Origin of the sequence: Collinsella sp. BIOML-A6 (assembly GCF_009875845.1) — a bacterium.
GTDB lineage: Bacteria > Actinomycetota > Coriobacteriia > Coriobacteriales > Coriobacteriaceae > Collinsella > Collinsella aerofaciens_H.
The window spans coordinates 1-23,089 of the sequence record NZ_WWSL01000012.1 but is presented as its reverse complement, the minus strand read 5'-3'; the positions used below and the strand labels follow the sequence as shown (position 1 = coordinate 23,089).

Here is a 23,089-nt window from a genome sequence, read left to right as displayed (position 1 = left end):
CGATGGCCGGAATTGGATTTGAGCTTAAACGCCTGTTTAGGCGCAAGGGTCTGTTTGCCACGATGCGCGCCTATGGCTACGCCGGCATTGTGTGCACGGGCCCCATGCTGCTGGGCGTGCTGCTCCAAGTGGGAATCTTGGTGCTGTGCGGCCTGTGGGGCGTGGGCCGTGCCAATCAAGATTTGCTGGTGTGCATGGTGACGTATACGCTGCTGGCCTCGCTTACGCTTACAAACTTTTTCTCTATGCCGGTCACGCGCTTTTTGGCTGACATGCTCTTCGCCGAGCGCGAAGAAGAGGTCTTGCCCTCATTTTGGGGCTTCAACGCCATCATGCTCGTTGTGGGTACCGTGCTCTACGGCGTCTTTTTGCTGTTTTCGGGCGCCACGCTGCTGCAGGGGCTGCTGTGCCTGTGGCTGTTCAATATTATGGTCGTCAACTGGAACGGCATGAGCTACCTCACGGCCATCAAGGATTACCGCGGCATCCTGTGCAGCTTTGCGGCTGCCATTGGTGTGGCGTGCCTGTGTGCCCTGGCAGCGCTGGCGCTGGGGTTGCCGCCCGTCGAGGGTCTGTTGGCCTCGATCGCCCTGGGCTACGGTGTGATGCTCGCCTGGGACGTGGTGCTGCTGTACCGGTATTTTCCGCAGAGCGACCGCAGCCCCTGGCTCTTTTTGCAGTGGCTCGATCAGTTTATGCCGCTGGCGCTCACGGGCCTATTTACCAACCTGGGACTCTTTGCACACCTGGTGATTATTTGGGCCGGCCCCATTGGCGTGCAGGTCAAGGGCTTGTTTTATGGCGCGCCCTACCACGATGTGTCGGCGCTCATCGCGTTTTTGACCATCCTGGTCACGACCGTCAACTTTGTGGTGTCGGTCGAGGTCAATTTTTATCCGCGCTACCGCGACTACTACAGTCTGTTTAACGACGGCGGCGTGGTGGGCGACATTGTGGTGGCCGAGGAGGAGATGCTCTTCACGCTCAACAGCGAGCTGCGCTTTTGCGCGCTCAAGCAGCTGTTTGTGACAGCGGCGGTCATTTCGCTCGAGACCACGGTGCTCTCGGCCCTGCCGCTGGGCTTTAACAACCTTATGCACGGGTATTTTCGCACGCTGTGCGTGGGCTATGGCCTGTATGCTGTGGGCAATACGGTGATGCTCATCTTGCTGTACTTTACCGACTACAAGGGCGCCGTGCTTGCCTCCGGGCTGTTTGCCGGTGTGGCCGGGCTGGCGACTGCCGTGTCGCTGCTTTTGCCGCAGCAGTTTTACGGCTTTGGCTTTTTGTTGGGTGCTGCGGTGTTTTTTATCGTGGCGCTGCTGCGGCTCGATACCTATACCGCCAACTTGCCGTATCGTATCCTGAGTCAACAGCCCATGGTGGCGACCGACAAAACGGGTCGCTTTACACAGCTGGGCCGCTTGCTCGATCGTGCCGAACAGCGCTACGAGGACCTTCGTCAAGAGAGCGAGCCGCATGGCGCGTTTGAGCACACGGTGGTCCGCGTGTATCGCAACCATTGGGGAGGTTCTGATGATCGATAGGATGATGTCTCGCCGCCGCTTGTTTGAGGCGGCTGCCGGCGCGCTGTTGCTCTCGGGCTGCTCGTTTCAGGACGAATCCTCGACCAAAAAGGTCAAAAAGCAGGACAAGATTAAAAAGGCCGAGGCCTCGGGCGAGACCAAGCATCTGCGCGATAAGGATGGCTTGTACGAGGTTTATGACGACTCGGGCATTGTGACCATGTACCTGACGGTCTCGCGCGGCAACAGCTCCGAGAACACGGACCATAGCTGGGCCGAGGTCAACACGTACTCGGTGTATGACTACGCCGATATGGGTGTGACGCGTTATCAGGTTATGGGCCTGCTGCAGGCGGGCGACGAAGAGGGGCCAGTTTCTGGCGAGGTTGGCTATGGCGAGGAAGCGCCCAATGCCACTGTGCAGGTGCGCGGCCAGACGTCGAGCTCCTACACGCAAAAGAATTACAAGGTGGAGCTCAAAAAGGGCAAGGGCACCTGGCGCCAACAACGCTCGATTGCGCTCAACAAGCACATGGGCGAGGGCATGCGTTTTCGCAATAAGATGGCCTACGATCTTATCCGTGGGATTCCCCAGATGATGGGTCTGCGCACGCAGTTTGTGCATCTATGGGTGTGCGACCAGACCGAGAAATCCAACGACACCTTTGAGGACTATGGCCTATTTACGCAGGTGGAGCAGCTCAACAAAACGGCGCTCAAGGCACATGGCCTGGATAAGAACGGGCATCTGTACAAGGTGAACAGTTTCGATTTCCACCGCTACGAGGACACCATAAAACTTGCCGACGACCCCGACTACAACCAGGCTAATTTTGAGGGCATGCTCGAGATCAAAGGCGACTCGGACCACACCAAGCTCATCGAGATGCTCGAGGCGCTCAACGACGATTCGCAAAAGATTGACGATGTGCTCGACACCTACTTTGATACCGAGAACCTGGTCTATTGGCTGGCGTTTCAGATCCTGACGGGCAATTGCGACACGCAGAACCGTAACTGCTATCTGTACAGCCCGCTCAACTCAAATACCTGGTACATCCTTGATTGGGACAACGATGGCATGCTGCGCAAGCTGGAGCTGTCTCTTAAGGGGTTTTCGGACTACGCGAGCTGGGAGCGCGGCGTAAGTAACTATTGGGGCAACGTGCTATTCAATCGTGCGCTGCGCAGCAAATCGTTCCGCAGTGAGCTCGACCGCACCGTAAAGGACTTGCGCACGTATTTGACCGAGGCACGCCTGGCCAAGATGATTAAACATTATCGCGAGGTCACGGAGTCGCTCGTCTTTGCTGCGCCCGACCTGGAGAATCTTCCCGTGACCAAGGACGAATACGAGCAGATTGCCGCGGCGATTCCCTCCGAGATTGAGGAGAACTACAAGAGCTTTCGCGAGAGCTATAAAAAGCCCATGCCGTTCTACATTGGCGTGCCGCAGATCGATAACGGTAAGCTGCGCATTAACTGGGATGCGTCCTACGACTTTAAGGCGCGTGACATCCGCTATACCGTGGAGCTGGCGCGCGATTATGCCATAAGCGACGTGCTTTTTAAGGCCGAGGACGTGCTGCTTCCCGAGGTGACCTGCGATGCTCCCGATGCCGGCCAGTATTTTGTGCGCGTGCGCGCCACCAACTCAGATGGCTATACGCAAGATGCGTTTGACTACTATGTGACCGACGACGGCAAGCACTACGGCATGAAGTGTTTTTACGTGCAAGACGGCGGTAAGGTCGTGGAGGACACGTATGAGGAGGGTTAGCGCGCTGCTTGAGCGCCTTGCGGCACCTCCCGCGCGTACCACGCAGGAGCGTTACCGCCACGAGCTCAAATTTCTCATTAACGAGGGCGAGCACGCCGCGCTTGCCTGTCGCATGGCGCCGGTGTTTAAGCTGGACAAGCATGCGCAGGCGGGCGGCTACACCATTCGCAGCCTGTATTTTGATGACTACTGCAACTCGGCCTACGAGGAAAAAGACGCCGGCATCCTTATGCGCAAAAAGTATCGCGTGCGCATCTATAACGGCAGCGATAAGGTGATTAAGCTCGAGCGCAAAAAGAAGTACGGCAGCTGGATCTATAAGGAGGACGCGCCGCTCACGCGCGGTGAGTTTGAGCAGATTCTGGCTGGCGACTACGACTTTTTGCTGAGGAGTCCGCACCAACTCTGCCGTGAGTTCTACATTGAGTGCATCTGCAATATGATGCGCCCGCGGACCATCGTGGACTACGAGCGCGAGCCGTGGGTGATGGACGAGGGTACCGTGCGCGCCGCGGTGGGAAGTTTTGACATCTTTGACGCGACCTTGCCCGCGCTGCCGGTCCTGGAGCCCGGCAAGTTGGTGATGGAGGTCAAGTTTGCGGAGTTTTGCCCGCAGCTGGTGCGCGATATGGTGCCGCCGGGCGCGGCCGAACTCACGGCAGTCTCTAAGTACTGCCTGTGTTACGAAAAGACCGCCTACCTGCGCGGCTTCAACTACTGGGAATCGGACTTTGAGAACCGAGGGGATATTTAGACCATGAGCACCAAGGACTTTTTTAAGAACTCCGTCTTGGAGGCGTTTGGCCAGGTCGATCCTGCCAAGATCGGTCTTTCGCTGCTCGTGGCGCTCGTCATGGGCATCCTGATCTACTGTGTATACAAGCGCTTCTTTACCGGTGTGGTGTACTCGCGCAGCTTTGCCGTGACACTTGTGGGCATGTGCGTGCTTACGTGTATGGTGACGCTTGCGATCTCGACCAACGTGGTCATCTCACTTGGTATGGTCGGTGCTCTGTCCATCGTGCGTTACCGTACGGCGGTCAAGGACCCGCTCGACCTGCTGTATCTGTTTTGGGCCATTACCACGGGCATTACGGCGGGTGCCGGCATGTACGCGCTCGTGGCGCTGGCGGCGGTTGTCATCGTGGTGATGATTGCCGGCTTTGCGAGCCACCAGGACAAGGCGCGCGTGTACATGATGGTCATCCACTACACGGGCCAGGCTACCGGCGACGACATCGTGCGCGCCTTTGGGCGCACTAAGTTCACCGTCAAGTCCAAGACTATGCGCGGCGACAAGGTCGAGATGGCCGTGGAGGTGTTCTCGGACGGCGTAGATATGCCCTATGCCGACGCCATCCGTGCGCTCGACGGCGTGGAAGACCTGACGCTTATCCAGTACAACGGCGAGTACCACGGCTAACTTGGTTCCGGCGTTCTAACGAACGCCGGAACGCTCGCCGCTGCGCGGGCTCTTCCAGGATGGGCTAATTTGGTTCAGTTTTATTTAAGGGGCGGTGTCGCGTGGACGTGCAACAGTTAGAGGAGGACTGGGCTGCAAGGGCTGGTGCGCGTGAGGCGCGTCTTGTTGCGGCCCCGCATGTGCCGGCGGCTCTGTCGCTGCTGGGTATCGTGCGTCCCGGTGACCGCCTGGTGGCCTTTGCGGATGACTTTACCGAAGCGTTTGCTTGCGGTTTTGATGACTGCGATGTTGTGCTGGTGGGGGAGCCGTCGGCTGCGGCGTTTACTGCCGCGTCCGAGGGCTTTGATGCTTCGTTTGATGCCGAAGGACCGCACCTGTGGTGGTTTGTGAACTCAATCGGTGGCTTTGGCCTGCGTGTGCCCGACCTTCGCGCTCTGGGCCGCGCGGCTCGCGTTGTCCATGCGCTGCTCGTCGTTGATAACACGGTGGATTCCATCTTTGGCTGCGATCCCCTGCGTTTGGGTGCCGTACTGTCGCTCGGGGCGCTCGATCGCGTGTGCGCCGGTGACGCGCCGCGCAAGCTTGTGGCGGCGTCGGTCGCACGCTCGCAGCTCAAGCGCCATCGCGTGGACGCTGCTGCCGAGTGCGCGCATGCCCTGCTCGAAGGGCGCGGATTGGCTGCGCTCGACTTGTCCTCCGATGAGGTCGAGGTCCTAGAGCACGGGCTCGACACGATCGACACTCGCATGCAGGCGCACTTCGATCGCGCCCGTGCGCTGGCCGAGTATCTTGCTGCCAACGAGATGGTGCGCAGCGTGCGCTATCCCGGGCTGACCTCGCATCCCGACCATGCCATCGCGACCGGCATCCTGGAGCACGGTTTTGGCCCGGCAGTAGAGTTTGACCTGATGGACTGCAGCGCGGGCGAATTCTTCAGCATGCTGCCGGACGAATTTCGCACATCGCCCGCCGGCGGCGCAACAACGCGCCTTTCGGCCCCACGCGGCAAGCAGGCAAGCACCATCCGCCTCTTCGCCGGCACTGATGATCCCCTGCAGGTGGCTGCCACCCTAGACACCGTTCTCCGCAAGTAGTCAATTTGGGACGGGGCTATTTTAGCTACCTTGGCAGGTAGTGCGAACGGTTTGGTCGATTAACGACAGGGGTAGCTAAAATAGCCCCGTCCCAAATTGACTACTCAAAGCGCTGAATGGGGTACTTTCCATATTGTCTTATCGGGGCACGTGCCACGAAAACGGCCTATCTACTACGTTAAACCCCTTGGGGTCAACCATCCCCGCCATCTTTGAAAAATGGCAAGCCGTCTACCAGCGGTTTTGTTTTCACGAAATCCGGGGTGGTCGAGGGCGTTCAACTAAACGTAGTAAATGGGCGCATTGTATGGCGCGCGTATTAATTCGTTAGTGCGGCGGACCAATGATCGGCCCAGATAGTCTTCTTTGCGTTGATGCTGGCGATGAGGTCGCTGGCCCTTGTTGCAATTACTTGGTTGATCTCTGCCTGCAGCTCCTCGTAGGCCGCTATGGCGCGCTTGCCGGCCGGCGTGAGCGTGGATCCGCGGGCGCCGTCGCGCTCGATGAGCTTGCAGCCCAGCTGTCCTTCGGCCTCGTTTACAATACGCCACGCTTTGGAATAGGCCATGCCCATGCTCTTGGCGGCACGGTTGAGCGAGTGCTCGCGGGCGATGCCTTGCAGCAACAAAACGCAACCATGGCCGAACACGCCCGGCAGATCTTTGTCGCACGCTTGAATGACGAGCTTCGCCGTCGTCTTGTACTCCATGTGCCTCACGTCTCCCCGCTAAAGTGTTTGCTGGGCAAACGCAAAGCCTGCGTCAAACCCTCGTGTGCTCTTCTTAAATCATGCATTGTAGCAGTCAAAGTACGTTAAGATACTTGCCCAGTATTGGGCGCCCAAGGTTGGGCTGGGTCCTACGAGGCCTGCAGCCGACCGGTCGCATGGAAAAAGGAGAAACATGGCTACGTTCTTTCCCGGTGAGTCCCACACGTTTTCGGAGTATCTGCTGGTCCCTGGTTACTCGTCCTCGCAGTGCATCCCCAACAACGTCTCTCTCAAGACGCCGCTAACCCGCTTCAAGCGCGGTGAGAAGCCGGCAATCACCCTGAACATCCCCATGGTTTCCGCCATCATGCAGTCCGTCTCGGGCGTCGACATGGGTGTCGCGCTCGCTACTGAGGGTGGCCTGTCCTTTATCTATGGTTCCCAGACCCCCGAGTCCGAGGCCGCCATGGTCAAGGCCGTCAAGGATCACAAGGCCGGCTTCGTTCAGTCCGATTCCACGCTGACCCCCGATATGTCCATGGAACAGGTCATCGAGCTCAAGGATAAGACCGGTCACTCCACCATGCCGGTCACCGACGACGGCACTCCCAAGGGCAAGCTCCTGGGTATCGTCACCAGCCGTGACTATCGCCCCAGCCGCGATGACCACCAGAAGAAGGTCTCCGAGTTTATGACCCCGCGTGAGCAGCTCATCGTGGGCGACAAGAACATCAGCCTCAAGGTTGCCAACGACGTCATCTGGGACAACAAGCTCAACGCCCTGCCCATCGTCGACGACAACGATCACCTCATGGGCATCGTCTTCCGCAAGGACTACGACAGCCACAAGACCAACCCCAACGAGCTGCTCGATGGCGATAAGCGCTACATGGTCGGTGCCGGCATCAACACCCGCGACTATGCCGAGCGCGTGCCGCTGCTCATCGAGGCCGGTGCCGACGTCCTGTGCATCGACTCTTCCGAGGGCTTCAGCGAGTGGCAGAAGCGCACCATCGAGTGGATCCGCGCCAACTACGGCGAGGACGTCAAGGTCGGCGCCGGTAACGTCGTCGACGCCGAGGGCTTTCGCTTCCTGGCCGACAGCGGTGCCGACTTCATCAAGGTCGGTATCGGCGGCGGTTCCATCTGCATCACCCGCGAGACCAAGGGCATCGGCCGTGGCCAGGCCACCGCGCTGATCGACGTCTGCCGCGCTCGCGACGAGTACTACGAGGAGACCGGCGTCTACGTGCCCGTGTGCTCCGACGGCGGTATCGTCTACGACTACCACATGACGCTCGCCCTTGCCATGGGTGCCGACTTTATGATGCTGGGCCGTTACTTCGCCCGCTTTGACGAGAGCCCGACCGAGCGCGTCAACGTCAACGGCCAGTACATGAAGGAGTACTGGGGCGAGGGTTCCGCGCGTGCCCGCAACTGGCAGCGCTACGACCTGGGCGGCGCCGCGAAGCTCAGCTTCGTCGAGGGCGTCGATTCCTACGTCCCGTACGCCGGCTCCCTCAAGGACGGCGTGGGCGGCACGCTTTACAAGGTTAAGTCCACGATGTGCAACTGCGGTGCCCTCTCGATTCCCGAGCTCCAGGAAAAGGCACGCCTAACGCTGGTTAGCTCCACCTCCATCGTCGAAGGCGGCGCCCACGATGTCGTCGTGAAAGACTCCCAGCAGAGCGTTTCCTATCGATAAGGTTAGAGCTGCATATCAAAGGCTGAGCATCAACCACGTTATTTAGATAAAGCGAGATGCCTGCAAGTCGCAGGCATCTCGCTTGTCGTATTTGCTATCATCAGTCAAGTTAACCTTAGGGTCGGTCGGTTTGGCTTTGTTCGCTACAAGTTCCGCACGCAAAGAAGAGCACTTAATGTGCTCTTCGTCTTGCGCAGGACTGTCCGCAGTAGCGAACAAAGCCAAACCGACCGACCCCAGCTAAGATTAAAGGAGCTGATATGTGCGATTGCACAGATCATAAGGACGAGATCCCTGCCTACGACGCGCAGGCCATTGAGTCCAAGTGGATGAAGGCCTGGGAGGACTCCGACCTCTTTGCGGTCGACACCGACGACAGCAAGCCCAAGAAGTACGTGCTCGAGATGTTTCCGTATCCGTCGGGCGACCTTCACATGGGCCATGCGCGCAACTACACCATCGGCGACGCCATGGCCCGTCAGGCCCGCATGCGCGGCTACGACGTGCTGCACCCCATCGGGTTCGATGCCTTTGGCCTGCCCGCCGAGAACGCCGCCATCAAGCACAACACGCAGGCTGCCGCCTGGACGTATAAGAACATGGATCAGGCGCTTGCCACGATGAGGCGCATGGGCTTCTCCTACGATCTGGATCGCATGGTTAAGACCTGCAGTCCCAACTACTACCGTTGGGGCCAGTGGATCTTTGAGAAGATGTGGGAAAAGGGCCTGGTCTACCGCAAAAAGAACCCGGTCAACTGGTGCCCTACCTGCAAGACTGTTCTGGCCAACGAGCAGGTCACCGAGGGCAAGTGCTGGCGCTGCGGCACCGAGCCCGAGAAGCGCGACCTTGAGCAGTGGTACTTCAAGATCACCGAGTACTCCCAGGAGCTGCTCGACGACCTGGAGAAGCTTCCCGGCTGGCCCGAGCGCGTCAAGCAGATGCAGGCCAACTGGATCGGCCGCTCCGAGGGCGCCGAAGTCGACTTTACCCTGTGCGACAAGGATGGCGAGCCCATCGAGGGCGACGAGGGCAAGATCACCGTCTTCACCACGCGTGCCGATACCCTCTTTGGCGTCTCCTTCTTTGTCCTGGCTCCCGAGTACGCTCGTCTGCACGAGCTCGTCGAGGGCACGGAGTACGAGGAGGCCGTCACTAAGATCGTCGAGGACTCCAAGCATATCTCTGCCGTCGAGCGTGCCCAGGGCACCCTCGAGAAGCACGGTGCCTTTACCGGCCGCTACGTGGTGAACCCCGTCAACGGTGAGAAGGTCCCCGTGTGGGTTGCCGATTATGTCGTTGCCGACTACGGCACCGGCGCCGTCATGGCCGTTCCCTGCGGCGACCAGCGCGACTTTGAGTTTGCCCGCAAGTACGGCCTGCCGATCGTTCCGATCATCCTTGACGATGATGATCGCGCTGCCGTCGAGGCGAGCGGAGAGACCATCGATACCTTCCATGCCGAGACTGTCGACTGGGATTGCGCCCACGCTGCCGAGGGCACGCTCGTCCAGTCCGGCAAGTACACCGGCATGCATGGCGGTAAGCACTCCGAGGGCGAGGCCGCCATCGTGGCCGACCTCGAGACCATGGGCTGCGGTCGTCGCAAGGTCGAGTTCCGCCTGCGCGACTGGCTCATCAGCCGCCAGCGCTATTGGGGTAACCCCATCCCGGCCATCCACTGCGAGCACTGCGGCATTGTGCCCGTTCCCGAAGATCAGCTGCCGGTGACGCTGCCCGAGAACCTGGATCTGGGCGCCGGCGAGACTCTCGCCGAGTGCCAGGACTTCTACGAGACCACCTGCCCGGTCTGCGGCCGCCCGGCCAAGCGCGAGACCGATACCATGGACACCTTCACCTGCTCCAGCTGGTATTACCTGCGCTATACCGACCCGCACAACACCGAGCTGCCCTTCTCCCGCGAGGCGGCAGACCGCTGGATGCCTGTCGATAACTACATCGGCGGTATCGAGCACGCCATTTTGCACCTGCTCTACAGCCGCTTCTTTACCAAGGCGCTGCGCGACCTGGGCCTGCTGAGCGTGGACGAGCCCTTTACCAACCTGCTGTGCCAGGGCATGGTCAAGGACGAGAACGGCGACACCATGTCCAAGTCCAAGGGCAACGTCGTGCCCCCGAGCTCGGTCATCGAGCCCTACGGCGCCGACACCATGCGTCTGGCGATCCTGTTTATCGCCCCGCCCGAGAAGGACTTCGACTGGGATCCCAAGGCCGTCGAGGGTGCCAACCGCTTTATCAAGCGTGCCTGGCGTATCGTATGGCAGCTCGTCCAGTCGGGTGACGCCGGCGTGGCCTTCGACAAGACCATCCTCGACGAGGTTGCGATGAAGCTCTATCGCGAGCGTCACCGCACCATCGCCAAGTGCACCGAGGACTTCGACCGTGGCCAGTTCAACACCGCCATCTCGGCCGTCATGGAACTCGTCAACGCGGCGAGCGCCTACCTCAACGCCACCGAGGATGCCGACCGCGACAAGGCGCTGTGCTACGGCGTGGCCAAGGACATCGTGAGCGTCCTGGCGCCCATCTGCCCGTTTTGGGCCGACGAGCTGTGGCACGAGGCACTCGGCTGCGAGGGCAACGCCTATACCGCCGCCTGGCCCGAGTTCGACCTGGCCGAGTCCATCGAGGACACCGTGCAGATCGTCGTCCAGGTGCTCGGTAAGGTCCGTGGCCGCATCGATGTCGCCCGCGATGCCTCCAACGAGGAGATGCAGGCTGCCGCCGAGGAAGCCGTTGCCAAGTGGCTCGAGGGCAAGACGGTCGTCAAGGCCATCTGCGTGCCCGGCAAGCTGGTCAACCTTGTCGTCAAGTAGATGCCGCGCGCATAGTTGACGCACGAAAGACGAGGGGCGATTCCGCTCGGGTCGCCCCTCGTTTCTCACTTGCCCTCCTGGGTGCCTGCGGTCAATTGTTCTATTCTTGTGGAGATGCTGTGGGCACGCTGACCTGCGAATTTCCGTATCGCTTGCACGTTTGTGCAGGTATTGGTATAGTTTGCTTGCAAATGAAGTTGTAATTGAAAGAAGTGGGGTTTCGGCCCCGCTTCTTTTTTGTATGGATGGAGGTGCCGCAATGGTCAAGACCAAGACCGAGCAGGCGATTATCGACGCGCTCGAGGCCGTCGCTCCCCAGCACGATGTCGACATTGTCGACGTGGAGCTCGTGGGCGCCACCAAGGCCCCCTGCGTGCGCGTGCGTATCGAGGGTGCCGAGGGTCAGAGCCTGTCGCTCAACGACGTCACGGCCAATACCAAGTGGGTCGGCGACGTGATCGAGGAGCTTGACCCCATCTCTTCGAGCTATACGCTCGAGGTGTCGAGCCCGGGCATGGCGCGCCCGCTGCGCCGCCCGCGCGACTTCGCCCGCTTTGTGGGCGAGGACTGCGAGCTTTCCTCCACCGCCACCGAGGGCCGTCGCAAGTATACCGGCAAGATTGCCGCCGCGACCGAGACCGACGTGACCCTCGAGCTCGAGGACGGCGAGTCCATCACCCTCGATTTCTGTGATGTTAAAAAGTGCAAGTTGAAGCCCACCTACGACTTCAAGCCCGCGAAGGAAGGAAAGTAACATGGCAGCATCCGACATGATGTCCGCCCTGATGGAGCTTTGCCAGGATAAGCACATCGACCAGCTCTATCTGATCGACCGCCTGGAGCAGTCGCTCGCCAAGAGCTATGCCGAGATCCTGCATCTTGAGTGGGGCGCCAAGGTGACCATCGACCGCACCACCGGTAAGATTTACGTTTACCGCCTGGAGCCGATCGACGATTCCATGGACGAAGAGGGCAACTTCACCGAGTTCGAGGAGATCGACGTCACCCCCAAGAACACGAGCCGCATCGCCGCCCAGCACGCCAAGGCCGAGATCAACGCCATCGTTCGCAACTCCGCCCGCGAGCAGATCTACGAGGAGTTCTCCGGCCGCATCGGTGACCTCATCAGCGGTACCGTACTGCAGTCCACGCCCGACTTCACCATCGTCAAGATCCGTGATGGCGTCGAGGCCGAGCTGCCGCATTTTGACCAGCGCCGTTACGAGAACGAGCGCAACGAGCGTCCGATGGGCGAGCGCTATCTGCACAACCAGCACATCAAGGCCGTGATCATCGACGTCCGCGACCCCAACTCCAACCTGCAGCCGGTTCGCGGCGAGCACAGCCGTCCGCCGATTGTCATCTCCCGTACCCACCCCGAGCTCATGCGTCGTCTGTTTGAGCAGGAGGTGCCCGAGATCTATGAGGGCACCGTCCAGATCAAGTCGATCGCCCGCGAGCCCGGCCAGCGCTCCAAGGTCGCCGTCCACTCGCTCGACGACCGCCTGGATCCCGTGGGCGCCTGCGTCGGCCCCAAGGGCAGCCGTGTTCGCGCCGTTGTGGGAGAGCTCCGTGGCGAGCGCGTCGACGTCATCCTGTGGGATGCCGACCCGGCCGTCTACGTTGCCAACGCCCTGTCGCCGGCCAAGGTCACCCGCGTCCTCATCGACGAGGAGAAGGCCTACGCCGGCGTCATCGTGCCCGACGACCAGCTGTCCCTCGCCATCGGCAAGGAGGGCCAGAACGCCCGCCTCGCCGCTCGCCTGACCGGCTGGCACATCGACATCAAGTCCGAGACCCTTGCCGCCGACATCCTCAAGAACGTCCCGGTTCACGAGGAGCCCGCCGCCGACCTGATCGGTGACGAGGAAGACGACGACGTCCGTCGCTGCGAGTACGTGTCCGAGGACGGCGTCCAGTGCCGCAACCAGGCCCGCCCCGGCTCCCGTTTCTGCGGTGTCCACGACACCGACGCCTTCGATGATGCGGAGGACCTGATCTAGCGCGCGGTCGCGCCGGGCGGGTCCCGGTGCATCTCCCACGCTCGTTCAGTCTCTAGGCACCCTAGGTGCCAGAAAGGGTAGGTGAAGTCATATGGCAAAAGTCCGTGTGTCCACCCTGGCCAAAGAGTTCGGCATGACCTCCAAGGAACTGATGGGTCATCTCGCCGAAATGAAGATTCCCGCTAAGTCCGCTTCCTCCGCCCTGGAGGACGCCTACGTCGCCATGGTCCGCAAGCAGCTCGCCCCGGTGATCGAGGCCCGCGCCCAGGAAGTCGAGGCCGCCAAGCAGGCCGAGGAGGAGGCAGCCGCCGCCGAGGAGGCAGCGCGCGCTGCCGAGGCCGAGCGCGAGCGCATCGCCGCCGAGAAGGCACGCGAGGAGGAGCGCCGCCAGTTTGCCGCAGCCCAGGCTGCCGAGGAGGCCGCCCGCGCCGAGGCCGAGGCCAAGAAGAAGGCCGAGCAGGAGCGCCTTGCCCGCGAGAAGGAGGAGGCTGCCCGCGAGGCCCAGCGCCGCGCCGTTCCCGCTTCCGACTCCGGTTCGCGCTTCCGTTCGCTGCTCGACCAGATCGCCGCACAGGAGACCGTGCTCAAGGAGAAGAAGGACGCCGAGAACAAGGCCAAGGCCGAGCGCTCCTCCGAGCGCGGTAACCGTCGCGGCAATAACGACCGTCGCGGTGGCCGTCGTAATGACCGCAACGCCGCCGATAACAATTCCGAGCGCAACGCCTCCGAGAGTCGTCCGCACAGCCATCGCACCAACGCCAGCAACAACATCGCTGCCGGCATGGACTTCCCCAACCCCGATAAGCAGGGTAAGGGCAAGAAGCGTAAAGGTGGTCACAACAACGAAGAGGACCACTACAGCCGCATGGCTCGCGAGGCCGAGGAGTACAGTCGCGAGAAGGTGCTCGAGGAGGCCCGCGCCGCCGTCGAGGAGGCCTCTCGCGAGTCCACCGGTCGCCGCAAGAAGCGCAAGGAGAAGCGCGAGCGCGAGGCGGCAAAGGCTCAGGAAGAGCGCAAGATTGAGGAGGCATTGGCCCAGGGCGTGAACCCCGAGGAACTCGATGCCATCAAGGTCTCCCAGGGCGTTACGGTCCAGGAGCTCGCCGAGGCGCTCGATGTTCCGGCTAACGACATCATCAAGCGCCTGTTCCTGCTGGGCACGCCGCTCACCATGACGCAGTCCATGTCCGACGACCTCGTCGAGCTCGTTGCCGACGACCTGGGCCGTCAGATCAAGATCATCACCCCCGAGGAGGAGAACACCTTCTCGTTCTACGACGATCCCGCCGACCTTAAGCCGCGCGCCCCGGTCGTCACCGTCATGGGTCACGTCGACCACGGCAAGACGAGCCTGCTCGACGCCATCCGTCACACCGGCGTCGCTGCCGGCGAGGCGGGCGGCATCACGCAGGCCATCGGCGCTTCGCAGGTCATGATCAACGACCGCAAGATCACCTTCATCGATACCCCCGGTCACGCGACCTTTACGGCCATGCGTGCCCGCGGCGCCAAGGTGACCGATATCGTCATCCTGATCGTGGCTGCCGATGACGGCGTCATGCCCCAGACCATCGAGTCGATCAACCACGCCAAGGCCGCCGGCGTTCCCATCGTCGTCGCCGTCAACAAGATCGATAAGCCGGGTGCCAACCCCGACCGCGTGCGCCAGGAGCTCACCGAGTACGGCATCATCCCCGAGGAGTGGGGCGGACAGAACATGTTCGTCAACATCTCGGCCAAGCAGAAGATCGGTATCGACGACCTGCTCGAGACCGTGCTGCTCCAGGCCGACGTGCTCGAGCTCAAGGCCAACCCCGACACCTTTGCCTCCGGTAACGTCCTCGAGGCCAAGCTCGACAAGGGCCGCGGTTCGGTTGCCACGGTGCTCGTGACCCGCGGTACCCTGCACGTGGGTGACACGCTGGTTGCAGGCCTCACCTATGGCCGTGTCCGTGCCATGCTCGACCCCAAGGGCCACGCCGTTACCGAGGCCGGTCCCTCCGACGCCGTCGAGATCCTGGGCCTGCAGTCCGTCCCCAACGCCGGCGATGAGTTCCGCGTGTTCGAGGACGAGCGCGAGGCACGTGCGCTGGCCGACGAGCGTTCGCTCAAGGCCCGTATCGAGGAGCAGAGCCGCGTGAAACACGTGACGCTCGAGAACCTCTTCGAGACCATCGCCGACGCCGAGGTCAAGGAGCTCAACCTGATCATCAAGGCCGACGTCCAGGGCTCCATCGAGGCCCTTCAGGACTCCCTCGACAAGATGGATCAGTCCGAGGTGCGCATCAACACGATTCACTCCGCGGTCGGCGCCATCAACGAGACCGACGTCGTCCTGGCCGACGCCTCCAACGCCATCATCATCGGCTTTGGTGTGCGTCCCGACGGCAAGGCCCGCTCCGCCGCCGAGCGCGAAGGCGTCGAGATCCGTTGCTACGACGTCATCTACAAGTGCCTCGAGGAGCTCGACGCTGCCCGCATCGGCATGCTCAAGCCCACCGAGGTCGAGGTCTCCACGGGTTCCGCGACCGTCCTGGACACCTTCAAGGTGCCCAAAGTCGGTATCGCCGCCGGTGTCCGGGTCGAAGAGGGCGAGATTGCCGCGACCGATTCCGTGCGCCTGGTGCGCGACGGCATCGTAGTCTTCAACGGTAACATTGCCTCGATGCGCCACTACAAGGACGAGGCCAAGAGCCTCAAGAGCGGCTCCGAGGGCGGCATTGGCCTGGAGAACTTCCAGGACATCAAGCCTGGAGACACCATTGAGGGCTACCGCATCGACCAGGTTGCCCGTACCGAGTAGGGGGTAGCGCTATGAAGCAAACGCAGGCAACCCGCCGTCTGGGCGAGCAGCTTCGCGAGAAGCTCGGTTATATCCTGCTCTTTGAGGTTTCCGATCCGCGCCTCGACCTGGTCACCCTGACCGCGGTCGAGGTCGCGGTGGACCGTTCGTTCGCGCGCGTGTACGTTTCGTGCGATGCGAGCCGCTACGACGAGGTCATGGAGGCGCTCGCCAGCGCCAAGGGCCGCATCCGTAGCCTGTTGGCCCGCTCGCTCGATTGGCGTGTTACGCCCGAGCTCGATTTTCGCATCGATCGCTCGACCGATGAGGCCGAGCGCATCACGCGCGCGCTGGAAAACGTTCCCGCCACGCTTGCGATCGAAAAGGACGAGGACGGCTATCCAATAGCGGATGCCGCCCAGGAGGCAGCTTTAGATGAGTAATTCCGCCGACCTCGCATCGTGCGAGTCTGCAGATATTCAGCGACACATCCTCGAGCTCATCGAGGGTGCGTCCTCCATTGCGATTTCGGGACATACGTCTCCCGATGGCGACGCCCTGGGCTCCGTACTGGGCCTGGGCCTCTCGCTTATGAAGTTCTATCCCAACAAGGACATTGCCCTGCTGCTTGCAGACGATGATCCGGTTCCGCGCATCTACCGCTTTATGGAGGGCGCCGACCGCCTGATGCCCGCATCTGCGTATGCCGGCAATCCGAACCTGTTTATCTCGGTGGACGTGCCGGTCGTCGAGCGTCTGAACAACTCCGCCGAGGTGCTCCGCCGCTCGTCGCATGTGGTGTGCTTCGATCACCATCCGGCGCGCGAGGAATTTGCCGAGCTGAGCCTGAGGTGCGTCGACGCCGCGGCCTGCGCCATGATCATCGACCGCTTTTTGGATAATTGTGGCATTGTGGCGCGCGATAGTGTCGCGACCTGCCTGCTGTGCGGCCTAGTGACCGATACCGGTCGTTTTCAGTACCAAAACGCCGATGCCGCTGCGTTCCATGCCGCCTCGCGCCTGGTCGCGCACGGTGCCGATCCGGCGCGCGTTGCGCTCGAGGTCTACCAGAGCATGCGCTTAGAGTTCTTGCATCTCAAGTCCATCGTTATGGGCCGCATCAAGACGGTGGCGCATGGTCGCGTGGCATATAGTTATGCGTACCAGAGCGACCTCGAGGCCTGCGGCGTCACTTCGGACGAGTGCGACGGCCTGGTCGATGTGGTGCGTTCGGTGATGGGTGTGGAGGTCTGCCTGTTCCTGAAGGGCATTGAGGGCGATACCAAGGTACGCGGCAACCTGCGCTCCAAGGGCGACCTCAATGTTTCCGAGATCGCCGCTGCTTTTGGCGGTGGCGGGCATCCCGCGGCCGCCGGTTTCTCTAACAACGGAACGATTCTCGAGACGCTCACCGCGGCACTCCCCATGCTGGCCGAGCTGGTAGGGGAGGATCCCGCTTCGGTGACCGTCGAGCTCTAACATTTTGGATGGTACATGGCTCGTCGTACGCCTTCTCAATTGAATATGCTGCTCGCCGTCGATAAACCGGTGGGCTGTACCTCCCACGACGTGGTTTCGCAGTGCCGACGCGCCCTCCATGAGCGGCGCGTCGGCCATGCCGGTACGCTCGACCCCATGGCCTCGGGTGTCATGGTGGTGGGCGTGGGCCAGGCGACCCGTCTGCTGGGCATGCTGACCCTCGATACCAAAAGGTATGTCGCCGACATTTCGTTTGGCGTCGAGACCAATACCGATGACGCGGAGGGCGAGGCCGTCCGCACGGTGCCCGTTGCCCCCGAGCTGCGCGATCTCGCTTACGCCCGTGAGCAGCTGGCCGCTATGCTTGGCCCGCAGTTGCAGGTGCCGCCTGCGTTTTCGGCCATCTCGGTCAATGGCGTTCGCGCCTATAAGAGTGCTCGCGAGGGCAATGCGCCTGCCTTGCCTCCGCGCCCCGTCGAGGTCTATGCCGCCGACCTAATTGCCGTGAGCGGCGAGGGCGATACGTGCGTCTGGACCGTGGCGTTTTCGGTAAGCAAAGGCACCTACATTCGCGCGCTCGCTCGCGATCTGGGTCGCGCCTGCGACAGTGCCGCGCATATTTCCGCCCTGCGCCGTACAGCCTCCGGCGTTGTTTCCATCGGTGCCTGCCATGCGGTCGAGGAGCTTTCCGCCGAGTCCGTTGCCGGCTTTGCCTTAGATCCCATTGCTGCACTGGGTGCCACGCGCGTCGACTTGCCGGGCGATCTTGCCGACGATCTGCTGTGCGGACGTCGTATTCCTACTGAGCGCGCGCTTGCGGGCTTCGATGTGTCGAAGGCGCCGTTTGCGTTGGTACTCGATGGCGGGCTCAAGGCACTCGCCCGTATCGAGGGCGGTCGCTTTGTGATGGAGCACGTCTTTCCGCAGGCGATCGGCGGTGTTCGATGATGCTGGCGCCTCACGAGCTCGCGCGTATCTTTTTCGCGGGTGAGTTGGATGAGGCCCGTACCGTTTCTGCCGCTGCATTTGATGATTGCGCGTGCCTGGGTGCCGCGTCGATCGCCATCGGCGTGTTCGACGGCGTGCATCGGGGGCACCACAGACTGATCGACGCGGTCGTTCGCGACGCACGCGCCCGCGGCTGCAAGGCGGTCGTAGTCACCTTTGATCCCGATCCGGATGTCGTGGTGAGCCCTTCGCCCGCTCAAAAACTGATGACGACGGCCGACCGCCTGCATGCCCTGGCTCAAACCGGGGTCGATGCGGTGGTGGCCGTTCCCTTTACGCCTGCGGTGGCGGCACTCGACCACGTGGGCTTTCTTAAGCTTGTGTCGCACGTCGTCGATATCCGCTCGATTCGCGTGGGCAGTGACTTTAGGTTGGGACGCGGCGGCGCCTCGGGCGTTGCCGAGATGCAGGTATGGGGCGCCGAGCACGGAGTTGACGTCTATGGCCACGAGTTGCTGTGCGTCGATGGACAGGCGATCTGTGCCACCCGTATTCGCCAGGAGCTGCGCCAGGGTCATGTTGAGCTTGCCGCCGAGCTGCTCGGCCGCCCCTATATGCTGCGAGGCGTCGTTGCCAGCGGTCGTCACCAGGGCTCCGACATGGGTTTTCCCACGGCAAACATCCAGGTGCCCGATGGCATCCAAGTGCCTGCCGATGGCGTCTATGAGGGTCTGGTGCTGGTCGACGATACCGTATGGCCTTCTGCCGTCAACGTCGGCCTGCCGCCGACCTATGCCGATGATGCCGCCTCGGCGCATCTCGAGGCCAACTTGATCGGGTATGCGGGCGACCTGTATGGCGCCTCGGTGTCGCTGGCGTTTACGCGCTGGCTACGTCCGTCTCGCGTGTTCGATTCGCTGGACGAGCTAATCGCGACCGTCGAGGGTAATATCGAGGATATTCGTCACAACTTGGGTGAGCAGGGGGTGAGCATCCGTGATTAGCGATGAGGAGAAAGACCAGGTGCGCGCGGCGTCCGACCTAGTTGCCATCGTGCAGGAAACGGTTGAGCTCAAGCCCCGTGGCCATGAGTTTTGGGGTTGCTGCCCCTTCCATGGCGAAAAGACCCCGTCGTTTCACATTATCCCCGCCACGCAGGTGTGGCACTGCTTTGGCTGCGGTGAGGGCGGCGACGTCTTCACCTATATCATGAAGCGCGAGAACCTGAGTTTTCCCGAGTCGATCCGCTATTTGGCTGATCGTGCGGGCATTGAACTGCACGATACCGGTGCACAGCGCGATCGCGGCACCAAGCGTGCCCGCATCTATGACCTGTGCGCCGAGACGGCTCAGTTCTACCACACCATGCTCATGCGCGGTAAGGACAGCCGTCCGCGCGAGTACTTTGCCAGCCGCGGTATGGGCGGCGACGTCTGTCGCCGCTACTGCCTGGGCTTTGCGCCGGGTCGCAACGCGCTGGTATCGCATCTGTCGCAGGCGGGCTTTACCCCACAGGAGATGATTGACGCCAATGTGGCCGTGAGCCGCGGGCGCGGACAGCTCGCGGACCGCTTTTACGACCGCGTGATGTTTCCCATTTTCGATGAGCAGGGTCATAACATTGCCTTTGGCGGGCGCATCATGGGCGATGGTCAGCCGAAGTACCTTAACACCGCCGAGACGAGCGTGTTTCATAAAAAGCGAAACCTCTACGGCTTTAACTGGGCCAAGGAGTTTATCGTCGCGCAGGATACCGCCATTGTGGTGGAGGGCTATACCGACTGCATCGCCTGCTGGGAGGCGGGGATCAAAAACGTCGTCGCCACGCTGGGCACGGCGCTGACGGAACATCACGTTAAGACACTCACCCGTTTTGCCAAGCGCATCGTGTATATGTTCGATGGCGACGCCGCCGGTCAAAAGGCCGCGCGCCGCGCGATTCAGTTTATCGAGCAGGATTCGATGGACCTGCGCTGCGTGGTGCTGCCCGACGGCAACGATCCCATGGAGTTCATCACGGCGCATGGTGGCGAGGCGCTGCAGGCGCGCATTGACGCGGCCGAGCCCCTCATGGACTTTGTGTACCGGTCGCTGCAAGAGTCGAGCGACATTACTACGCCGGGCGGCCGCGCCAAGGCGCTCGAGGATGCGCTGACGCTCATCTATCCGCTACGCGATAGCTACATGATCGATACGTACTTTATCCAGATTGCCGACCTGTTGGGTTTGGACTTGGAGACCGTGCGCGCGAGCTCGGGCCGTGTGTTTCGCGATGTCGCCAAGCGCGAGGACGCCGAGCGCCGGCGTGAGCAGAGCTACGAGCGTCAACGCGCGCAAGCTGAGCGCGCGGGCGGTTCGCAGGGACGAAGCTCGGGCGGTGGTGCGGCCGGTGCGCGCAGTGCCGTCCGTGGTGCCTGGGCCGCGGGTGCGACGCCGCCGGTGTCCGCACCGGTCGAGGAGGACCCGTACGACTACGTTCCGCTTGATGCCTATGGGGCCGCGCCGGTGGAGGTCGACGAGGATCTGCCGCCAATCGATGTTCCAGCGGGGATGGAAAGCGCTGCGCCCGCTGCCGATAGTTCAGGCGCGACGGCTGCTCCGTCGATGCCGATTGTTTTGACCGATCTGGAGCGGAAATCCCTGGCAGGGGAGCGCGAGCTGCTGACGATGCTCACGAGCTATCCCGACCTGTTCCGCACGTATGCCGACCGCATCTGCTCGATCGAGTGGGTGGATCCGCGCCACGAGTCCATCGCATGGGCCGTGTTGGCGACGCCGCCGGGCACCGACCCCGCGGCGTGCATGGATGCGGCGCGCGCGGTGTGTCCCGAGGCAGCGTCGCTTGTCAGCGCCGGTCGAATTTCGTCGACGAGCAAGCATCCTACCGAGACGAACATCGTTTTTATGCTCGACACCCTCGAGCTCTATACCATCAAGCGCCGCATGCGCGCCGCACAGGCCAAGCTGCGTCAGGACCGGTCGCTCGACGATGAAGCGCGCCGCGTGCTGACGATGCAGGCGATGCAAGATTCTCAGCGCCAACGTGAGCTTCAAAAGTCGATCGGTGGTGTGGCTGATCCGTTCAATTTGATTGGTTTGGAGACGGCGGGCGCCGAGCAGGCCTAGATGTTGTGGTCAACCAGCGTATTCTCGCCTATATCCAGTCCTCTTTTTGGGTATAGACGTCCATGTGTGTGCTAAAGTATTGAGTCCTGTGGACTATGAAGGGAGAATCTGTGCCAAAAAAGACTGAGAGCACGGGTACTGGGCTGGAATCCTACGTTGCAAAGCTCATGGGCAACGGCTCAAACAGGACTTCGGTAACCGAGGACGAGATTCAGGTCGCCCTGAAGGATATCGATGTTTCTGACGAGCAGCTCACCGCGGTGTATTCCGCGCTGCGCAACAGCGGCATCCAGATTATCTCCGCGAGCGGTAACGACGACGCCCCCATGGACGTCGACGATGACGATAATGATACCGATACCGACGATTTCGATGATGACGACGAGCACGATTCCGGCTCGCTCGATGATCACGAGCTCAAGATGGCCCGTCAGGCCGACGCCGAGATGGGTTCTTCCAAGAGCAAGAAGAAGCGCACCGTGCGCACGTCCCGTTCACGCTCGCGCGTGCGTGGCATCGATGCCTCCACGGTGATGCTGACCGGCGATCCGGTCCGTATGTACCTCAAGGAGATCGGCAAGGTCGACCTGCTGACCGCCTCCGAAGAGGTCGATCTGGCCATGAAGATCGAGGCCGGTCTCGAGGCCACCGAGAAGCTCGAGGCCGCCGAGGCAGGCGAGCTCGAGCTCACGCGTGCCGAGATGCGTCGTCTTACGCGCATTGAGAACGTGGGCCTCGAAGCCAAGCAGGCACTCATCAGCGCCAACCTGCGTCTGGTCGTCTCCATCGCCAAGCGCTATGTTGGTCGCGGCATGCTGTTCTTGGACCTGATCCAGGAGGGCAACCTCGGCCTGATTCGCGCCGTCGAGAAGTTCGACTACCAGAAGGGCTTCAAGTTCTCCACGTACGCCACGTGGTGGATCCGTCAGGCCATTACGCGTGCCATCGCCGACCAGGCCCGTACCATCCGTATCCCCGTGCACATGGTCGAGACCATCAACAAGCTCGTCCGCGTGCAGCGCCAGCTCCTTCAAGACCTGGGTCGCGACCCGACCCCCGAGGAGATCGGTGCCGAGATGGACATGAGTGCCGACCGCGTCCGCGAGATCCAGAAGATTTCGCAGGAGCCCGTGTCGCTCGAGACCCCCATCGGCGAGGAAGAGGATTCCCAGCTGGGCGACTTTATCGAGGACTCCCAGGCTATCGTTCCGCCCGATGCCGCCAGCTTCTCCATGCTGCAGGAGCAGCTCACCCAGGTGCTCGACTCGCTTGCCGATCGCGAGCGCAAGGTTATCGAGCTGCGCTTCGGTCTTGTCGATGGACATCCCCGCACGCTCGAGGAAGTCGGTCGCGAGTTTGGCGTCACGCGCGAGCGCATCCGCCAGATCGAGTCCAAGACCCTGGCCAAGCTCCGCCACCCGAGCCGCTCGAGCAAGCTGAAGGACTATATTGAGTCTTAGTAGTTACGTTGAGTCTTAGTACGGCGTTTCCGTTCCGGCAGTTAGGGACGTTCCTTTTCTGCCGGCATTTGGGGACAGTCCTAGTCGTTGGGGACGTTCTTGAATGACTGGTCGTTTAAGAACGTCCCCAATGACTAGGTGGTTGATTTCCGATCTCAGCCGAACACATTGAGCAAATAGGCCGTTCCCGCAGTTAGCCGAACGCCCCCGCGGCCCC

General features: G+C 61.6%; 17 protein-coding genes. 16 read left to right on the top strand and 1 reads right to left on the bottom strand.

Annotated elements, in window-relative coordinates; translation table 11 throughout:
* Nucleotides 1–2 precede the first annotated feature (2 nt).
* The 5 genes from pelG (at nucleotide 3) to GT495_RS05320 (ending at nucleotide 5,823) form a co-directional block, all read left to right on the top strand.
* Nucleotides 3–1,547, top strand: a complete 1,545-nt coding sequence (pelG, locus tag GT495_RS05340; protein ID WP_161162037.1) for an exopolysaccharide Pel transporter PelG — start codon at nucleotides 3–5, stop codon at nucleotides 1,545–1,547.
* Nucleotides 1,537–3,306, top strand: a complete 1,770-nt coding sequence (locus GT495_RS05335) for a CotH kinase family protein (protein WP_161162036.1) — start codon at nucleotides 1,537–1,539, stop codon at nucleotides 3,304–3,306. Before pelG ends, GT495_RS05335 begins: the two co-directional genes overlap by 11 nt.
* The gene (locus GT495_RS05330; RefSeq protein ID WP_161162681.1) at nucleotides 3,293–4,060 is read left to right on the top strand and encodes a polyphosphate polymerase domain-containing protein; all 768 of its coding nucleotides are present in this window, start codon (nucleotides 3,293–3,295) and stop codon (nucleotides 4,058–4,060) included. The genes GT495_RS05335 and GT495_RS05330 overlap by 14 nt, the downstream gene beginning before the upstream one ends.
* Nucleotides 4,061–4,063: 3 nt before the next feature.
* Nucleotides 4,064–4,729, top strand: coding sequence for a DUF4956 domain-containing protein (locus tag GT495_RS05325; RefSeq protein ID WP_161162034.1), 666 nt, complete (start codon nucleotides 4,064–4,066; stop codon nucleotides 4,727–4,729).
* Nucleotides 4,730–4,830: 101 nt separating this feature from the next.
* Nucleotides 4,831–5,823, top strand: a complete 993-nt coding sequence (locus GT495_RS05320) for a PLP-dependent transferase (protein ID WP_161162033.1) — start codon at nucleotides 4,831–4,833, stop codon at nucleotides 5,821–5,823.
* A gap of 319 nt (nucleotides 5,824–6,142) precedes the next feature.
* Here GT495_RS05320 and GT495_RS05315 read toward each other — a convergent pair whose 3' ends face one another.
* Nucleotides 6,143–6,532, bottom strand: coding sequence for a winged helix-turn-helix domain-containing protein (locus GT495_RS05315; RefSeq protein WP_161162032.1), 390 nt, complete (start codon nucleotides 6,530–6,532; stop codon nucleotides 6,143–6,145).
* Between the two features lie 193 nt (nucleotides 6,533–6,725).
* On the opposite strand from GT495_RS05315, the gene GT495_RS05310 reads away from it, so the two are divergent.
* The 11 genes from GT495_RS05310 (at nucleotide 6,726) to rpoD (ending at nucleotide 22,872) form a co-directional block, all read left to right on the top strand.
* On the top strand, nucleotides 6,726–8,237 hold the full coding sequence (locus tag GT495_RS05310; protein WP_161162031.1) for an IMP dehydrogenase: 1,512 nt from the start codon (nucleotides 6,726–6,728) through the stop codon (nucleotides 8,235–8,237).
* Between the two features lie 260 nt (nucleotides 8,238–8,497).
* Nucleotides 8,498–11,074 carry a leucine--tRNA ligase gene (gene leuS / locus GT495_RS05305; RefSeq protein WP_161162030.1) on the top strand — a complete coding sequence of 859 codons (2,577 nt, stop codon included), beginning with the start codon at nucleotides 8,498–8,500 and terminating at the stop codon, nucleotides 11,072–11,074.
* Nucleotides 11,075–11,333: 259 nt separating this feature from the next.
* A complete protein-coding gene (gene rimP, locus GT495_RS05300) occupies nucleotides 11,334–11,828 on the top strand; it encodes a ribosome maturation factor RimP (protein ID WP_161162029.1) in 495 nt (164 codons plus the stop codon).
* 1 nt (nucleotide 11,829) lies between these two features.
* Nucleotides 11,830–13,077: a transcription termination factor NusA gene (nusA, locus tag GT495_RS05295; protein WP_152074583.1), complete on the top strand. Its 1,248-nt coding sequence runs from the start codon at nucleotides 11,830–11,832 to the stop codon at nucleotides 13,075–13,077.
* Between the two features lie 91 nt (nucleotides 13,078–13,168).
* Nucleotides 13,169–15,880 (top strand): translation initiation factor IF-2, encoded by a 2,712-nt coding sequence (gene infB, locus GT495_RS05290; RefSeq protein WP_161162028.1) that lies wholly within the window; start codon nucleotides 13,169–13,171, stop codon nucleotides 15,878–15,880.
* Between the two features lie 11 nt (nucleotides 15,881–15,891).
* Nucleotides 15,892–16,302 carry a 30S ribosome-binding factor RbfA gene (gene rbfA, locus GT495_RS05285; RefSeq protein ID WP_117647311.1) on the top strand — a complete coding sequence of 137 codons (411 nt, stop codon included), beginning with the start codon at nucleotides 15,892–15,894 and terminating at the stop codon, nucleotides 16,300–16,302.
* Complete coding sequence (locus GT495_RS05280) at nucleotides 16,295–17,338, top strand: bifunctional oligoribonuclease/PAP phosphatase NrnA (RefSeq protein WP_161162027.1); 1,044 nt, start codon at nucleotides 16,295–16,297, stop codon at nucleotides 17,336–17,338. Before rbfA ends, GT495_RS05280 begins: the two co-directional genes overlap by 8 nt.
* A gap of 15 nt (nucleotides 17,339–17,353) precedes the next feature.
* A complete protein-coding gene (gene truB / locus GT495_RS05275; protein WP_161162026.1) occupies nucleotides 17,354–18,286 on the top strand; it encodes a tRNA pseudouridine(55) synthase TruB in 933 nt (310 codons plus the stop codon).
* A complete protein-coding gene (ribF, locus tag GT495_RS05270) occupies nucleotides 18,283–19,290 on the top strand; it encodes a riboflavin biosynthesis protein RibF (RefSeq protein WP_161162025.1) in 1,008 nt (335 codons plus the stop codon). The genes truB and ribF overlap by 4 nt, the downstream gene beginning before the upstream one ends.
* Entirely contained in the window at nucleotides 19,283–21,412 is a 2,130-nt protein-coding gene (gene dnaG / locus GT495_RS05265) for a DNA primase (protein ID WP_161162024.1), read from the top strand. The genes ribF and dnaG overlap by 8 nt, the downstream gene beginning before the upstream one ends.
* Nucleotides 21,413–21,522: 110 nt before the next feature.
* Nucleotides 21,523–22,872, top strand: a complete 1,350-nt coding sequence (gene rpoD, locus GT495_RS05260; RefSeq protein ID WP_117798136.1) for an RNA polymerase sigma factor RpoD — start codon at nucleotides 21,523–21,525, stop codon at nucleotides 22,870–22,872.
* The last annotated feature ends 217 nt before the right edge of the window (nucleotides 22,873–23,089 follow it).

Excerpts from the sequence above, each read along its gene's own strand:
- GT495_RS05315 (WP_161162032.1), bottom strand. The coding sequence starts at position 6,532 with ATGGAGTACAAGACGACGGCGAAGCTCGTCATTCAAGCGTGCGACAAA.
- infB (WP_161162028.1), top strand. The coding sequence starts at position 13,169 with ATGGCAAAAGTCCGTGTGTCCACCCTGGCCAAAGAGTTCGGCATGACC.
- GT495_RS05310 (WP_161162031.1), top strand. The coding sequence starts at position 6,726 with ATGGCTACGTTCTTTCCCGGTGAGTCCCACACGTTTTCGGAGTATCTG.
- rbfA (WP_117647311.1), top strand. The coding sequence starts at position 15,892 with ATGAAGCAAACGCAGGCAACCCGCCGTCTGGGCGAGCAGCTTCGCGAG.
- pelG (WP_161162037.1), top strand. The coding sequence starts at position 3 with ATGGCCGGAATTGGATTTGAGCTTAAACGCCTGTTTAGGCGCAAGGGT.
- GT495_RS05330 (WP_161162681.1), top strand. The coding sequence starts at position 3,293 with ATGAGGAGGGTTAGCGCGCTGCTTGAGCGCCTTGCGGCACCTCCCGCG.
- GT495_RS05335 (WP_161162036.1), top strand. The coding sequence starts at position 1,537 with ATGATCGATAGGATGATGTCTCGCCGCCGCTTGTTTGAGGCGGCTGCC.
- GT495_RS05325 (WP_161162034.1), top strand. The coding sequence starts at position 4,064 with ATGAGCACCAAGGACTTTTTTAAGAACTCCGTCTTGGAGGCGTTTGGC.
- nusA (WP_152074583.1), top strand. The coding sequence starts at position 11,830 with ATGGCAGCATCCGACATGATGTCCGCCCTGATGGAGCTTTGCCAGGAT.
- truB (WP_161162026.1), top strand. The coding sequence starts at position 17,354 with ATGGCTCGTCGTACGCCTTCTCAATTGAATATGCTGCTCGCCGTCGAT.
- GT495_RS05280 (WP_161162027.1), top strand. The coding sequence starts at position 16,295 with ATGAGTAATTCCGCCGACCTCGCATCGTGCGAGTCTGCAGATATTCAG.
- leuS (WP_161162030.1), top strand. The coding sequence starts at position 8,498 with ATGTGCGATTGCACAGATCATAAGGACGAGATCCCTGCCTACGACGCG.
- rimP (WP_161162029.1), top strand. The coding sequence starts at position 11,334 with ATGGTCAAGACCAAGACCGAGCAGGCGATTATCGACGCGCTCGAGGCC.
- ribF (WP_161162025.1), top strand. The coding sequence starts at position 18,283 with ATGATGCTGGCGCCTCACGAGCTCGCGCGTATCTTTTTCGCGGGTGAG.